Raw genomic sequence first — 14299 nt, 5'->3', positions numbered from 1 at the left:
GGAGCAGTTCGGTAGCTCGCTGGGCTCATAACCCAGAGGTCGCAGGTTCAAATCCTGTCCCCGCTACAGAGATCGAAGAACCCCTGTCTACGGAGTGCGTAGGCAGGGGTTCTTCGCTGCCGCCTCTCATTCGCCAGTGCTGTGGGGGCCGCTTTCGTTGGTGCAGTAGGGGCGCGGCCCCTCCACACACCCCCGAGTTCCACGCGTGCGATTCGGGTGAGGCCCGAGGAGGCGGTCAGATCGGCGCGCAGGCGGTGTGTTCGGCACTCGGGTCCCGTGGAAGGCGCGCCCGTTGTGGCGGGCGTGAGCGGGGCGCTCAGCGCCGTCACGGGGCCCATGCGTCAGGGGTGCCCGGCGTCAGGGCCGGTACGGGCGGTGCGCCGGACTCGGTGGGACGAGGGCATCGCCGTCGCCGCGGCGCGTCCGGCCGTGGGCGCCCCAAGGTGCGGCCGCCGGTGCCGTGCCGACGCGCGTGAAACCGCAGCGCACGACGCACGCCCGGAGGTGGACGAGCGCGTAGGCACCCCCGTGAAAAGACGATCACCGTGGCCTGTACAGTTATAGATACACAACGACGCGGGGTGGAGCAGTTCGGTAGCTCGCTGGGCTCATAACCCAGAGGTCGCAGGTTCAAATCCTGTCCCCGCTACAGAGATCGAAGAACCCCTGTCTACGGAGTGTGTAGGCAGGGGTTTTTCGTTGCCGTCTCCCTTTCGCGTGGGGTGCAGCCCCTCCACATCGGCTGCTTCCGGGCTCCGTCCCGGAGGCGCTCGACCCCGCAGAAGCGCGGCCCCCGCAGAAGTGCGGCCTCGCTCGCATCGGCGGCGGTCGGGCTAGTCTGGCGATCGGGCTTCTCTGCGTGGCCGGTGTGTATGCCGGGTGGACCGCCGTTGCTCCTGGGGACACGTGTCCACCTGCGGTCATCACGCAGCGCGTCCTGGCGAGTACGAAACGTGTCTATACGGACCGTGAGGGTGTCCGCTGCATGGGTGTCGCCGCGGCCGGCTTCGACCGCGAAAGACTCCCGCAGGATCGACGCACCGTCATCGGGCGAACACGCTGCGCCGTGCCGGGCACACCGAACTCCGCCGTACGGGCCCATTCCACGTCAACCGCCACATTCTGGTGCTTGTGGACTGTGTGCCTCCATTGTGGACCACCTCCAGGGCCACAGTGGACAGAAGGCGCGAAACGTGGCACTGTGGGGGCGTGTCCGATTTGAACGCAACAGCCGCAGCACTGCTTGGCCTGCTTCACGATGGCCCCGCCACCGGTGGCGAACTCGTCGCCGGAGCCGAAGAGCGCTTCGGGGCGTTCTTCAGCGTCACGCGGAGCCAGGTCTACCGCGAACTCCCCGCGCTGAACGAAGCCGGCTACGTCCGACTGGGCAAGCAGGGCCCGCGCTCCAGCCAGCAGTACGTGATCACCGCGGCGGGCAAGAAGGCCTTCAAGGCCTGGGTCGCCGCCGACTCCGCGCCCGACCACCTGCGGTCGCCGCTCATCCTGCGCCTCGTGCATGCCAGGGTGCTCACGGCGAAGCAGCGGCAGAACCTCTTCGACACCGCCAAGGCCGTCTACACCGAGCAGGTCGACGTCGCCAAGGCCACGTCGAAGGCAGCCGAGGACCCGGTGTCCAAGGCCGTCGCCGACTTCGACCTGGCGCACGCGAAGGCCGCGCTGAAGCTCCTCGACACGGTCGCGGCGAACAGCTGATCACTCGGCGTCGCGCGGCCGCACACAAGCGGCCGCGCGATTTGCCGTAACCTTGTCATTCGTGAGTGCTGAGTTCGAAGACGTCGTCAAGGACCTCGACGGCAAGCTGACGCAGGTCGAATCCGTCATGGACATCGATGCGCTGCGCCAGGAGGTCGCCTCCCTCGAGGAGGAGGCGGCCCGCCCGGACCTGTGGGACGACCCTGCGGCCGCGCAGAAGGTGACCAGCCAGCTGTCGCACAAGCAGGCCGACCTGCGACGCGTCGGCGAACTGCGGCAGCGGCTCGACGACCTCGGCGTGCTCCACGAGCTCGCCCAGGCCGAGGGTGATCCCGCCAGCAAGAGCGAAGCCGACAGCGAGCTCGCGTCCCTCACCGAGGCGATCGACATGCTCGAGGTGCGCACCCTGCTGTCCGGTGAGTACGACCCGCGCAACGCCGTGGTTAACATCCGGGCCGAAGCGGGCGGCGTCGACGCGGCCGACTTCGCCGAGATGCTCATGCGCATGTACCTGCGCTGGGCCGAGCGGCACAACTACGCGACCGAGGTCTACGACATCTCCTACGCGGAGGAGGCGGGGATCAAGTCCGCCACGTTCAAGGTCGGCGCGTCGTACGCCTACGGCACGCTGTCGGTGGAGCAGGGTACGCACCGGCTGGTGCGCATCTCGCCGTTCGACAACCAGAGCCGCAGGCAGACCTCGTTCGCGCACGTCGAGGTGCTGCCCGAGGTCGAAGAGGTCGACCACGTCGAGATCCCCGAGAAGGACTTGCGCATCGACGTGTACCGCTCGTCCGGCCCCGGTGGGCAGAGCGTCAACACCACCGACTCGGCCGTGCGCATCACGCACCAGCCCACCGGCATCGTGGTGTCCTGCCAGAACGAGAAGTCGCAGCTGCAGAACAAGGTCGCCGCGATGAAGGTCCTGCAGGCCAAGCTGCTCCAGCGCAAGAAGGAGGAGGAGCAGGCCGAGCTCGACGCGCTGAAGGACGGCGGCTCCAGCTGGGGCAACCAGATGCGCTCGTACGTGCTGCACCCGTACCAGATGGTCAAGGACCTGCGCACCGAACACGAGTCCGGCAACCCGACGGCCGTGCTCGACGGTGAGATCGACGCGTTCCTCGACGCCGGCATCCGGTGGCGTAAGCAACAGGAGACCGACGCCGCCTAGCCCCGACCTGGGCGCGCCCGACCTGCGGGGCCCGCACAGCCTGTCCGCCGAGGCCCCGGGCAACCCGGCCTTAACGGAGCGCACGGGTAGGATGCCCAATCGTGATCCAGCTCGAATCCGTATCCAAGGCCTACAAGACCTCGACACGTCCGGCACTGGACGACGTCTCGGTCGACGTGGACAAGGGTGAGTTCGTCTTCCTCATCGGCCCGTCCGGGTCGGGGAAGTCGACGTTCCTGCGCCTGCTGCTGCGTGAGGAAGTGCCCAGCAAGGGCCGGGTGTCGGTGTCGAACTTCGACGTCGCCAAGATGCCCCGGCGCAAGGTCCCCCGCTTGCGCCAGACGATCGGCTGCGTCTTCCAGGACTTCCGTCTGCTGAACAACAAGACGGTGTCCGAGAACGTCGCGTTCGCACTCGAGGTCATCGGCAAGCCGAAGCACACCATCACCAAGGTCGTTCCCGAGGTGCTGGAGCTCGTCGGCCTCGACGGCAAGGCCGACCGCATGCCGCACGAACTCTCCGGTGGTGAGCAACAGCGCGTCGCGATGGCGCGGGCGTTCGTCAACCGGCCGCTCGTGCTGTTGGCCGATGAGCCGACGGGCAACCTCGACCCCGACACCAGCCAGGACATCATGCTGCTGCTGGAGCGGATCAACCGCACCGGCACGACCGTCCTGATGGCCACCCACGACCACTCGATCGTCGACTCCATGCGCCGCCGCGTCGTGGAGTTGGACCACGGCCGGGTCATCCGTGATGACCGGCGAGGCGTGTACGGCGTCGGTCGCTGACTCCCCCGCAGCGCACCGCCCGCTGACCGCCGCGGTCAGCCCGTCACGTCGAGTGCCGTGGCCACCGGTCCGGCCCACCGGACACTCCCCGCCCCGTACCCGACCCCCGACCCAAGGAACCGTGCCTTAGATGCGCGCCAGCTTCGTCTTCAGCGAGGTCGTCACCGGCTTGCGCCGGAACGTCACGATGACCATCGCCATGATCCTGACCACCGCGATCTCGCTCGGGATGTTCGGCGGTGGTCTGCTGCTCGTCCGCACGATCGACAAGATGCAGGCCAGCTATCTCGACGACGTCGAGGTCACGGTCTATCTCACGCAGGACATCAGCGCCAACGACCAGAACTGCACCGCCGAGCCGTGCTCGTCGATCCGGTCCGCGCTCGAGAACAACCAGGCCGTCGAGTCGGTCGTGTTCGAGGACCGCAACGAGGCCTATGAGCGGTTCCAGCGGATCTTCGAGGGCCAGCCCGAACTGGTCGAGCTCGCCCGGCCCGAATCGCTGCCCGCGTCGCTGCACGTCAAGCTGTTCGACCCCGAACGCAGCGAAGTGATCGTGCAGGAGTTCGGCAACCAACCGGGTGTGGCGAACGTCGACGACCAGAACAAGTTCCTCGACCGCTTCTTCGACCTGCTCAACTCGGGCCGGGACGGAACGTTCATCGTGGCGGCGATCGCCGCGCTGGCCGCGGTGCTGCTGATCGCCAACACCATCCAGGTGTCGGCCTACACGCGGCGGACCGAGGTCGGCATCATGCGTCTCGTCGGCGCCACCCGTTGGTACACGCAGTTACCGTTCCTGCTGGAAGCGGTCGTCGCGGGTGTCATCGGTGCGGCCCTCGGCGTGGTCGGCCTGATCGGCGTCAAGTACATCGCGCTGGACCAGATCTTCGAGGCCACGGGCGGGGCGATCCCCAAGATCGAGATGGTCGACATCCTGTTCCCCGTGGCACCCGTGTTGCTCGGCGTGTCGATCCTGATCTCCGCGATCACCGGGTACGTCACCCTCCGCGCGTACGTCCGCACGTAGGGAATGCGACGGTCGAGGCCCGCGTTGGGGTTCCGGGAACGAAATCCCGGCGCGGGCCCGGCCGCCCGGGCCATCGCAGCGGCGGCCCGCGTGCGCGGGCGGCCCCCGTAGTAACCGTTAGGACACCCCGGTCGAGGGCGGATAGAGTCGAGACATGGTCAAGGAAGTCGGACGCAAGGTGATCGCGTCGAACCGTCGTGCCCGCCACGACTATTCGATCCTCGACACCTACGAGGCCGGTATCGCTCTCGCCGGCACCGAGGTCAAGAGCCTCCGTGCCGGCAAGGCGTCGCTGAGCGAGGCGTTCGCGACCGTCGACGACGGTGAGGTCTTCCTCCGTAACGTGCACATCCCGGAGTACGCCCAGGGCACGTGGACCAACCACATGCCGCGACGGACCCGGAAGTTGCTGCTGCACCGCAGGGAGATTCAGAAGCTGATCGGGAAGACGAAGGAGAGCGGCGTCAGCCTCGTACCGCTGTCGCTCTACTTCAAGGACGGCAAGGTCAAGGTCGAACTCGCGCTGGCGCGCGGTAAGAAGGCCCACGACAAACGGCAGGACATCGCGAAGCGGGACGCGCAGCGCGAGATCTCCAAGGCGATGGGCCGGGCGATCAAGGGCAAGCACAAGCAGCAGCGCGCGGGACGCCGTTGACCGGCCCCGCAGGCGACGACGACGTCGCAGCCTGGGTGCGGGGGCTCGGGCTCGACGGTCTCGTCGACATCCACGTCCACTTCCTTCCCGAGCGCATGCTGGCGAAGGTGTGGGCGTACTTCGACGCAGCCGAACGCCACTACGGCATGCCCTGGCCGGTGCACTACCGACTGCCGGAGGCGGACCGGCTCGCGGCATTGCGGGCCATGGGGGTGCGGACGTTCGCGCCGCTGGTGTACCCGCACAAGCCGGGTATGGCGGAGTGGCTGAACGGCTGGGCCCGCGAGTTCGCCGAGCGGGAACCGGACGCGGTGCCGACCGCGACGTTCTTCCCCGAACCGGAGGCGGCCCGCTACGTCGAGGAGGCGCTGCGCTCGGGGGTGCGCTGCGTCAAGGTCCACGTGCAGGTCGGCGCGTTCGACCCGCGCGACGACCACCTCGACGCGGTGTGGGGAATGCTCGCGGACGCGGGCGTTCCCGCGGTGGTGCACTGCGGGCACGGCCCGCTGCGGGGCGAGCACACGGGGCTCGACGTGTTCGGCCGCGTGCTGGAACGCCATCCCGGGCTGGTCGCCGTGCTGGCGCACGCGGGCATGCCCGAGTACGACGCGGCCTTCGACCTGGTGCAGCGGTTCCCGCGGGTGCATCTCGACACGACGATGGTGGGCGTGCCGTTCACCGAAAGCTTCATGCCCGTACCGGGCGACTGGCCCGCGCGGATCGCCGACGTCGCCGACCGCGTCGTGCTCGGCACCGATTTCCCGAACATCCCGTACGACTACGCCACGCAGTTGCGTGCCGTCGCGGGCTGGGCCGAGGCCGACGACCGGCTGGGGGAGCCGTTCCTCCGCGCGGTCCTTCACGACACGCCCGCCAAGCTCCTCGACGTCTGATCGGCCGCGCCCTGCGAGTCCGGTTGTTCCGGGTTCGTGTCCGGCTCGGATGTGGTGGCCGCCTGCCCGACGGACACGACCGGGCGGGCGAGTACGTACGCGACGACCACGAACGCCGCCCACAGTTCCGGGCCGTTGCCGAAGCCGCGGGCCGCCAGGCCGAGCAGGCCGGTCGCGCCGAGCAGTGAGGCGGCGACGAGCGCCGTCAGCGCCGGCGTCGCCGCAGGCCGGGCCGCGTCGCTGCCGGTACGGCCGCTCCGAACCTGGCCGGTTCGGGAAGGTTCGGTTTCGAACCGGCCCGCGACCCGCACCAGCACAGCCAGCACGGCGGCGGTCGCGGCCAGCCACACGGGCACCATCGCCAGCCAGCCGAGGGTGCCGGGCTGCGGGGTCGTGTAGCCGAGCGCCACCACCGCAACGCCAGCTACGACGATCAGGGCGGGCATGTGCCACAGGTAGATGCTCATGAACCGCGGACCCGCCCAGGACAGCGCAGCGGCCACCGGCCTCCGCGCGGCCAACCGCGTCAGCAACGGCCGCGCTGCGAGCACCAGGCCGACCTGGCCGACGGCCAGACCCACCAGCGCCACGTTCGGCGGGCTCATGTTCGACACTGGTGCACCCGGCATCCCGATCATGCTCTGCGCGTACGGTCCGAACGCCACGAGTAGCGCGGTCGCCCCGAATCCGGCCGCCGACATGGCGAGTGAACGACATGTCGACAGTCGGCCGAGGGCGCCGTCCACGTAGTGAAAGCCCAGCTGTGCCGCCGCGAGCCAGACGAACACCGCGTTGGCGTACCCGACGAGGGGCACGCCGCCGAACCGCGCGACGTCGACGGCCACCGCCACGAGCGCCAGCGCGGGCACCACCGCGAACCCGAACCGGCGGTGCGCGGCAGCCATCAGGGGTGTGGCCACGATCGCCAGCAGGTACACGGCCAGGAACCACAGCAGCTGGGCGGCGATCGCGCCCCCGATGGCGACGGGCTGCTCCGGTACACCCAGGTCGCGCAGCACCGTGGGCACGACGAGCCACACCGCCAGCAGTGGCAGCACCGGCAGCAGCAACCTGCGCAGCCTGCCCGCGAGCCAGGCGCGGGTCGCGGTCGTGGTGTCGGCACCCGTTGCCCGGGCCCGGTGCAGTGAGATGAGGTTGGCCGCGCCGCCCGCGAAGAACACGAGCGGCATGACCTGCGACAGCCAGGTCGCGATCCACCAGCCGGGCGTAGCCAGCGCGTTGCCGGTGGCGAGGGTGCCGTCGGAGTAGCCGAGCACGGGCATGGTCCAGTGCTGCACGACGACGCCCACCACGGCGAGGGTGCGGATGAGGTCGAGGAAACGGTCCCTGGTGTGCGGCGGGGCGCCGGCGAGGCTCGTCGTCATGGCATTCAGCCTGGTCACCGGGCCGCTCCGGCACAGCGGTGTGGGCCTCCGACTTTCCCTACCGGTTTTCGCCACGCCGCCGGTGGGGCTGGCCCTACCGGCCGCGGGCCCGAACGATCCTGCCCCTACCTGCGCTCAGCGTTCGAGGTAGGTCAGCACCGCGCGCACGCGGCGATGTTCCTCGAGGCTGCCGTCGAGGCCGAGCTTGGCGAAGATGTTGCCGATGTGCTTCTCGACCGCGCCGTGCGAGACCACCAGCCGGTCGGCGATCGCCGAGTTCGACAGGCCCTGTGCCATCAGTTCGAGCACGTCGCCTTCGCGGCCGGTCAGCGACGCGAGCGGGTTGTTCCGGCCGCGTGCCATGACCTGCGAGATCACCTCGGGGTCGACCGCCGTGCCGCCGGCGGCGACGCGGCGCACGGCGTCGAGGAAGTCGGTCACGTCCGAGACGCGTTCTTTGAGCAGATAACCGACACCGCCGGTGCCGCCGGACAGCAGCTCGATCGCGTACGTCTCCTCGACGTACTGCGACAGCACGAGGACCGGCAGGTTGCGGACGATCTCGCGGGCACGCAGCGCGGCCCGCAGGCCCTCGTCGGTGAACGTCGGCGGCATCCGGACGTCGACGATCGCCAGGTCGGGCTCGTGTTCGGGCACCGCAGCCAGCAGTTCGTCACCGGAGCCGACCGCGGCCACCGTCTCGATCCCGTCGTCGGCCAGTAGCCGCTGCACACCCGCCCGCAGCAGTACGGCGTCCTCGGCGATGACCACGCGCACGCGCAACCCCCAGAAGTTCGATCACCAGCTACACGGCAGTTCGGCGCGAACGACCGTCGGGCCACCGGCCGGACTGACGACCGACACGACGCCGTCGATCGTCGCGGCGCGGTCGGCGAGTCCGGCGAGTCCGCCGCCGGGGCGGATCTCGGCACCGCCACGGCCGTCGTCGGTGACCTCGGCGATCACCGTATCGCCGTCGCGGCGCACGTCGACGCGGATGTCGGAGGCGTCGGCGTACTTGGCGGCGTTGGTGAGTGTCTCGCCGACGACGAAGTACGTCGTGGTCTCCACGGCGGCGGGTGGACGCTCGTCGATGTCGACCGATACCGACACCGGCACCGGCGACTTCGCCGCGAGCGCAGACAGGGCCGCGTCAAGGCCGCGGTCGCCCAGCACCGCCGGGTAGATGCCCCGCGCGAGGTCGCGCAGCTCGGACACGGCGAGCTTCGCGTCGGTGTGCGCCTCGTCGAGCAGTGCGTGCAGCTCAGCGGGGTCGGGTTGGGTGTCGCCGACCTTGGCTTTGGCCCGGCCGACGGTCATCGCCACGGACACGAGCCGCTGCTGCGCCCCGTCGTGCAGATCGCGTTCGATGCGCCTGCGCTCGGCCTCCGCGGCGTCGACCCCGCGAGCCCGGGACGCCTGCAGCCGCGTCGCCTTCGCCTCGAGGCGTTGCGCCCGCGGCGGGCCGAGCAACGTCAACGCCAGCTTGCCGTGCAGCCAGCCGATCCCGGGTGCGACCGTCAACGCGAGCGGCACGACGATCGCCGACACGACGCCGAGCACGAACTCGACGATCGCGATCGGTGTCGCGACCATCAGGTACGTGAGGTCTCGCCAGGTCGTGGCGTCGGTCAACTGCGCCAGCCAGTTCCGCACGCGCCCGTCGCCGCGTTTACGGATCGCGTCGGCCACCGGGGTACGCAGCCACCGCCGCAGCCATCGCCGCTCGGCGTCGGCGAAGCGCTGCGTCAACGCCGTGGCCAGCATGAGCAGGGGAATGCCCACCCAGACGATGGTCGTCGCGATCCCGGCGACCAGCAGCACCAGGAGTACGGCGAACTCGACGATGCGCACCGGCAGTGTCAGCACCTGGTACGCGATCGTCCGCCATGTGCCCGGCCACGGCTGGTCCTCGTGCATCGTGGAGTTCTCCTTCACCCGGAGTGTTCATCGTGCCACCGAGTGGCCTTCCGGGAGGTTCGCGGTGATGGTGTCGTTGTGGGCGGTGATGTCCGGTTCGGTATCGGTCTCGGTTCCAGCGCCGGCCTCGGCTTCGCGGATGCGCCGCCGGGTCGGTCCCAGCAACGCCCGCGCGAGCCATGCGTGTCCGACGGCGAGGCCCTGCGTGAGGGGCACCGACGCGCACGCCAACAGCACACCCAGCGCCGTCCAGGGCAGTGCCGTGGGCACCGAGTCGACGACCACCCAGCGCAGCTCGTGCGACGGGAACGCGTACAGGCCTTCTGGCAGGAACCGGTAGTACACGGGCAGCGCGGTCAGGCCCAGTGACACCGACCAGAACACGACGACCAGCGTGAACTCCACGATCCCCACCGGCAGCAGGATGATCAGGTACGCCGCGTCACGCCAGGTCTGCGCGTCGCGGGCGCGCGCCAGCCACCGGCTTCGGAGCGGTCCACCGGGCAACGGCCGATAGGGCCGCGGCACCGTCGTCGACAGCATGGCCCGTACCCGGGCGCGCTCCAGATCCGCCAGCCCCCGCGCGCCTGCGAGCAGCAGCATCAGCACCGGAATGCCCACCCATACGAGCGCCGTCGGAGCGCCCACGCTGGCCGTCGTCACCACGAACACGAAGCCGAGGATCCCCAACGGCAGACTGAGCAGCAGGAACGGCAGCGCGCCGCCCAGTCGGGGACGTCGTGTCCGCGTCATGGCACGCCTCCCTTCCCGTCGTCCGAGGGCTGTCCTCCGATACTCCTCAGCCTCGCCGACCGGGGGAGTGGCCACCATGGAGCGCACCGGCCGAAAGACGGTGGGGACAACCCCACCACCGGCAGGAGTGTGACGGCCGGGGAATTAACGCCTTGCCACGCGCGTTATGCTGAGCGGACGCAGTGATCGACACTGGCGATCCACACTGATGCTCACCAAGGGGGTGAACGGTTTCGACTCTGGACGTTGATCCAGCGGGAAGCGTGCCGGTGCAGGCAACGACCACCGAAAGCGTCGTCGCAACTAAATATAAGCGCCAAGACTAATAGTCAGCGCGACTTCGCCCTCGCCGCCTGAGCGAGTGCGAGTCTGTCGGCCCGGGTAAGCCTTCGACCCGGTTCGCCGGCATCAGCTAGAAGGCTCACCTCCGGTCCCGGCCACGGGGACCGGTAGGGAAACCAACAGTGGCTGGGCCCGTCACACCGGCTCGTTCGCGTGACCGGTGGGGCCAAGCAGAGACACAGCGAACTGCGCACGGAGAAGCCCTGGAGAGGCGGCAGAGGACCCGGGTTCGATTCCCGGCACCTCCACTCGACGGAAGGCGCCCCCTGCTCGACGCGGGGGGCGCCTTCGCTGTTTTCGGTCCTCGTCGTGTCGTCTGGGGCGATGTGTCTTCTGGACGATGTGTCTTCAGGACGCAGCCCAAAGGCCGCCCAAGACCCCGTTCGGGGCGGGCCCGGGCCCCATCGCGGTGGGTACGTCAGGCCTTGCCTGCCAGGCGCATGAGCGTGTCAGCCGCCGGTTCGGCTCGCGCGTCGCGGTGTCCGGTGCCTGCCCAGAGGTGGATCAGCCGGCTGTCGCCCGCGGCGGTGGCGGCCTTCCGGAGCGGGCTGGTGAGGTGGTGCACGGCGGGATACGCGCAGGGGGCGCTCGACTCGAACCGGTCGGTGAAGTGGTTGCGCAGGGCGCGCGCGGGCCGCCCGGTGAAGGCGCGGGTCACGACCGTGGAGTCGAAGTCGGAGTCGACCAGCGCGGCCTTGTGCGGGGCCGACGTTCCGCTCTCGTGGGTGCGCAGCAGCGCGGTACCGACGGCGACCGCTTCGGCACCGGCGTCGAGCGCGGCCGTGACGTCGGCAGGCCTGCTCACCCCGCCCGCGCCGACCAGCGGAAGGCGGGTGTCGGCACGAACGTCCCGAAGCAGGCGCGGCAACGGAACCCCGGGTGGCGTCCGTGCCGGGGTGAACGTGCCGGAGTGGCCGCCTGCTGCCGAGGACTGGACGATGAGAGCGTCCACCCCGGCCTCCTCGGCGAGTCGTGCCTCGGGCGCCGACGTCACGGTCTGCACCACCATGCTCCCGGCCGCACGCAAGGCGGCGACCACGTCGCCGTGCGGCAGGCCGAAGGTCAGCGACACGACCGGCACCGGATCGGCGAGCAACAGGTCGATCTTGGCCGCCCAGTGGTCGTCGTCCTCGATCGGAGTGTCCGGCAGGTGCACGCCGTGGCGGTCGGCCTCGGGCAGGAGCGCGTCGCGATAGGCGTGATAGTCCTCTTCGGACGCCGGAACGGGGTTGGGTGCGAAGAGGTTGACCCCGAAGGGGACACCGTCGGCGCGTACGGCGGCGATCTGCTCGGCGAGGGCCGAAGGCGTCTTGTAGCCGCCCGCGAGGAATCCCATCGACCCAGCACGCCCCGCGGCGGTGACGAGATCCGGGGCGGTCGGGCCGCCGGCCATGGGGGCGGCGAGGACGGGGAGGCTGATGCCGAGGTCGGTGAGCACGAAACTGTCCTTTCGGGAATGAGTGCCGGGCTGGTCGTTCAGGTGGCGAGGCGGTGGGGGAAGCGGACTCGGACCGCGGCGGCCGCGACGCCGGCGGCGAACACGAACGCGCTGCCGAGCACCAGCACGTCGTCGTAGCCGCGATGCAGCAGCGGGCCGGACAGCACAGGACCCAGGATCTGCCCTGCGCTGTAGCCCGTCGTCAACATCGCGACCGCGCGAGGTACGTGCAGCTGCCTGCCGATCGCGAGCGTGACGGTGGTGATCCCCATGAACGTCACACCGAACAGCACGGCCGAGACGAGTGCACCCGCCGCGCCGGGGAACACGGCGGGCAGTGCGATGCCGACGGCCTGGACGGTCAGCGCCGTCACGAGCAGGGTCGGCCTGCTCCAGCGCCGTGACAGCCCTGCCCACACCGCGCACGAGGGCACCGCCGCCAGCCCGACGAGGATCCAGGCGCCGGCACCGAGGGCGCCGGGCGTGCTGTGCTCGATCGCGGCGACGAGGAACGTTCCCGCGATGATGTAGCCGACACCTTCGAGGGTGTAGCTCACCAGCAGGGGAGCGAACCACCGGTGCGTGTGTCGCCCGGCAGGGTCGCCGTGGCTGCTCGCGGCCTCCTGCTCGGGTGTCAGCCGCCAGGCGACCGCGGTGAGCAGTGCCGTCAGCGCGGCGCAGGTCCACCACGCGTCCTGCCAGGTGCCGACGGAACCGGCGATCAGCACGAGGGTCGCGGACAGCGTGATTCCCGCCCCGACGCCGCCGAACACCCAGCCGGTGACGTGGTTCGCGTGGTCGCGCAGTTGCGACATCGCGGCGCCCACGGTGATCACGAACACCACGGCGCCGGCCGTTCCTGCCGTCAACCGCAGGGCGGACCACGCCGTGGCACCGGTGAGTACGGGCATCAGCGCCGTGCTCGCCGTCAGGACGAGCAGTGAGCCGCGCAGCAGCATCACCGAGCGGGCCACGGCGGGCGCGACGATGCCGACCAGCGCACCGGCCAGGTATCCGACGTAGTTGGCGGTGGCCAGGGACGCTCCGAGGTCCGCCGACATTTCCGCCTGGTCCTCCATCAGCGGGAGGATGGGCGTGAAAGCGAACCGGCCGACCCCCATCGCGGCGGCCAGTGCCGCCGCGGCCCGGGCGACGATCGTCCACGGGGACGTGCCGTGCGCCGGGGTGTGCAGTGTCTCGATGTTCATGGCGTCGCCGACGCTAGGCCGCCCTGTGGTCGTTGTGAAATGCTTGCTGCGCTGGCCGTATGCCGCTCCGGCATAGGTACTGGAGAGGGAGGTGTGCAGCGCATGGACGTGGAGCTGCGTCACATCAGGGCGTTCGCCGCGGTGGCCCACCACGGGTCGTTCACGCGCGCCGCCGAGGCGCTGTTGATCACGCAGCCCGCACTGAGCCGAACCGTCGCGCAGTTGGAGAAGATTCTCGGCGTCGAGCTGTTGGACCGGTCCTCACGCCGTATCGACCTGACCGGCCCGGGACTCGAGTTCCTCGGACATGCCGACCAGGTCCTGGCCGCGCTCGAACAGGGGATCGCGGCGGCGCGTAAGGATGTCACCATCCGGCTCGGCTTCAGCTGGCTGCTGCCCGATCCGTGGGCCCAGCGCACGGTGACCCGCTTCGAAGCCGACGTCGGGGCCGCCGTCTCCTTGGTGCGCAGCGACGATCCGCTGCAGGCGCTGCGGGAACGCTCCGTGGACGTCGCGCTCGTCCGCGGCCGGATCCGGAACGCGCCACCCGCGTCGCGCGCGGTCCACCTCTACGACGAGGTCCGCGTGGCCGTGTGCGCGGCCGACAGCGCGCTCGCCGAGCGGGAACGGCTGGCGTGGTCCGAGGTGCCGTCCTGGCCGCTGGTGGTCAACACACGCAGCGGCACGACGGGACCGTGGTCGTTCCCGGACGGGCAGGGGCCTCAGCGCACCGTGGAGACCGGGAATTTCGACGAGTGGCTGGAATCCGTCGCCGCCAATCGCGGCATCGGCATCGTGCCCGAGGTCGCGCAGCGGCGTATCAACCACCCGGCAGCCCGTTTCGTCCCGCTGACCGGCGCCCCGGCCAGCCCCGTGCACCTCGTGCACCTGCCGGGTGGGCAGCAGGAGATGGTGAACCGTTTCCTCGACGTCGCCGTCGCCTCGGCGCGCGGCGCTCCACGGGCCTGACCGGCGAACGGCCGCTCACGGGCCGGCGGTC

General features: G+C 70.1%; 13 protein-coding genes, 1 tRNA gene and 1 other RNA gene. 9 read left to right on the top strand and 6 right to left on the bottom strand.

Translation table 11 applies throughout. The features are described 5' to 3' along the window. Positions 1-575 precede the first annotated feature (575 nt). The 7 genes from FHS23_RS21890 (at position 576) to FHS23_RS21860 (ending at position 6253) form a co-directional block, all read left to right on the top strand. Positions 576-649 (top strand) — tRNA-Met (locus FHS23_RS21890). A gap of 560 nt (positions 650-1209) precedes the next feature. Further along, positions 1210-1713, top strand: coding sequence for a helix-turn-helix transcriptional regulator (locus tag FHS23_RS21885; protein ID WP_183659151.1), 504 nt, complete (start codon positions 1210-1212; stop codon positions 1711-1713). A 61-nt stretch (positions 1714-1774) separates the two neighbouring features. Further along, positions 1775-2884, top strand: a complete 1110-nt coding sequence (gene prfB, locus FHS23_RS21880) for a peptide chain release factor 2 (RefSeq protein ID WP_183659149.1) — start codon at positions 1775-1777, stop codon at positions 2882-2884. Between the two features lie 101 nt (positions 2885-2985). Beyond that, entirely contained in the window at positions 2986-3675 is a 690-nt protein-coding gene (gene ftsE, locus FHS23_RS21875) for a cell division ATP-binding protein FtsE (protein ID WP_183659147.1), read from the top strand. A 130-nt stretch (positions 3676-3805) separates the two neighbouring features. Beyond that, entirely contained in the window at positions 3806-4705 is a 900-nt protein-coding gene (gene ftsX / locus FHS23_RS21870) for a permease-like cell division protein FtsX (protein ID WP_183659145.1), read from the top strand. 154 nt (positions 4706-4859) lie between these two features. Next, positions 4860-5360 (top strand): SsrA-binding protein SmpB, encoded by a 501-nt coding sequence (smpB, locus tag FHS23_RS21865; protein WP_183659142.1) that lies wholly within the window; start codon positions 4860-4862, stop codon positions 5358-5360. After that, positions 5357-6253, top strand: coding sequence for an amidohydrolase family protein (locus tag FHS23_RS21860; RefSeq protein ID WP_221219948.1), 897 nt, complete (start codon positions 5357-5359; stop codon positions 6251-6253). The genes smpB and FHS23_RS21860 overlap by 4 nt, the downstream gene beginning before the upstream one ends. Here the strand turns inward: FHS23_RS21860 and FHS23_RS21855 are convergent. From FHS23_RS21855 to FHS23_RS21840, 4 genes are all read right to left on the bottom strand, one after another. Further along, a complete protein-coding gene (locus FHS23_RS21855) occupies positions 6220-7638 on the bottom strand; it encodes an acyltransferase (RefSeq protein WP_246382594.1) in 1419 nt (472 codons plus the stop codon). The two genes, FHS23_RS21860 and FHS23_RS21855, sit on opposite strands and share 34 nt — an antisense overlap. Before the next feature lie 135 nt (positions 7639-7773). Beyond that, positions 7774-8415 (bottom strand): response regulator, encoded by a 642-nt coding sequence (locus FHS23_RS21850; protein WP_183659140.1) that lies wholly within the window; start codon positions 8413-8415, stop codon positions 7774-7776. Positions 8416-8436: 21 nt separating this feature from the next. Further along, positions 8437-9558, bottom strand: a complete 1122-nt coding sequence (locus tag FHS23_RS21845; protein ID WP_183659138.1) for a sensor histidine kinase — start codon at positions 9556-9558, stop codon at positions 8437-8439. 27 nt (positions 9559-9585) lie between these two features. After that, entirely contained in the window at positions 9586-10311 is a 726-nt protein-coding gene (locus FHS23_RS21840; protein ID WP_183659136.1) for a sensor domain-containing protein, read from the bottom strand. 219 nt (positions 10312-10530) lie between these two features. Between FHS23_RS21840 and ssrA the strand changes: the two genes are divergently transcribed. Further along, positions 10531-10904: a transfer-messenger RNA gene (ssrA, locus tag FHS23_RS21835) on the top strand. Between the two features lie 167 nt (positions 10905-11071). Here the strand turns inward: ssrA and FHS23_RS21830 are convergent. Together FHS23_RS21830 and FHS23_RS21825 are read right to left on the bottom strand one after the other, a co-directional pair. Beyond that, on the bottom strand, positions 11072-12091 hold the full coding sequence (locus FHS23_RS21830; RefSeq protein WP_343054173.1) for an NAD(P)H-dependent flavin oxidoreductase: 1020 nt from the start codon (positions 12089-12091) through the stop codon (positions 11072-11074). A 38-nt stretch (positions 12092-12129) separates the two neighbouring features. After that, complete coding sequence (locus FHS23_RS21825) at positions 12130-13299, bottom strand: YbfB/YjiJ family MFS transporter (RefSeq protein WP_221219946.1); 1170 nt, start codon at positions 13297-13299, stop codon at positions 12130-12132. 102 nt (positions 13300-13401) lie between these two features. On the opposite strand from FHS23_RS21825, the gene FHS23_RS21820 reads away from it, so the two are divergent. Beyond that, the gene (locus tag FHS23_RS21820) at positions 13402-14268 is read left to right on the top strand and encodes a LysR family transcriptional regulator (protein WP_183659134.1); all 867 of its coding nucleotides are present in this window, start codon (positions 13402-13404) and stop codon (positions 14266-14268) included. The last annotated feature ends 31 nt before the right edge of the window (positions 14269-14299 follow it).

Source organism: Prauserella isguenensis, assembly GCF_014191605.1.
GTDB classification, from domain to species: domain Bacteria; phylum Actinomycetota; class Actinomycetes; order Mycobacteriales; family Pseudonocardiaceae; genus Prauserella; species Prauserella isguenensis.
This window is presented reverse-complemented; position numbering and strand designations above follow the sequence as displayed.

Bases quoted from the DNA above. Each gene is read 5' to 3' on its own strand.
- FHS23_RS21855 (WP_246382594.1), bottom strand. From the start codon at position 7,638: ATGACGACGAGCCTCGCCGGCGCCCCGCCGCACACCAGGGACCGTTTC.
- FHS23_RS21840 (WP_183659136.1), bottom strand. From the start codon at position 10,311: ATGACGCGGACACGACGTCCCCGACTGGGCGGCGCGCTGCCGTTCCTG.
- smpB (WP_183659142.1), top strand. From the start codon at position 4,860: ATGGTCAAGGAAGTCGGACGCAAGGTGATCGCGTCGAACCGTCGTGCC.
- FHS23_RS21825 (WP_221219946.1), bottom strand. From the start codon at position 13,299: ATGAACATCGAGACACTGCACACCCCGGCGCACGGCACGTCCCCGTGG.
- FHS23_RS21845 (WP_183659138.1), bottom strand. From the start codon at position 9,558: ATGCACGAGGACCAGCCGTGGCCGGGCACATGGCGGACGATCGCGTAC.
- FHS23_RS21820 (WP_183659134.1), top strand. From the start codon at position 13,402: ATGGACGTGGAGCTGCGTCACATCAGGGCGTTCGCCGCGGTGGCCCAC.
- ftsX (WP_183659145.1), top strand. From the start codon at position 3,806: ATGCGCGCCAGCTTCGTCTTCAGCGAGGTCGTCACCGGCTTGCGCCGG.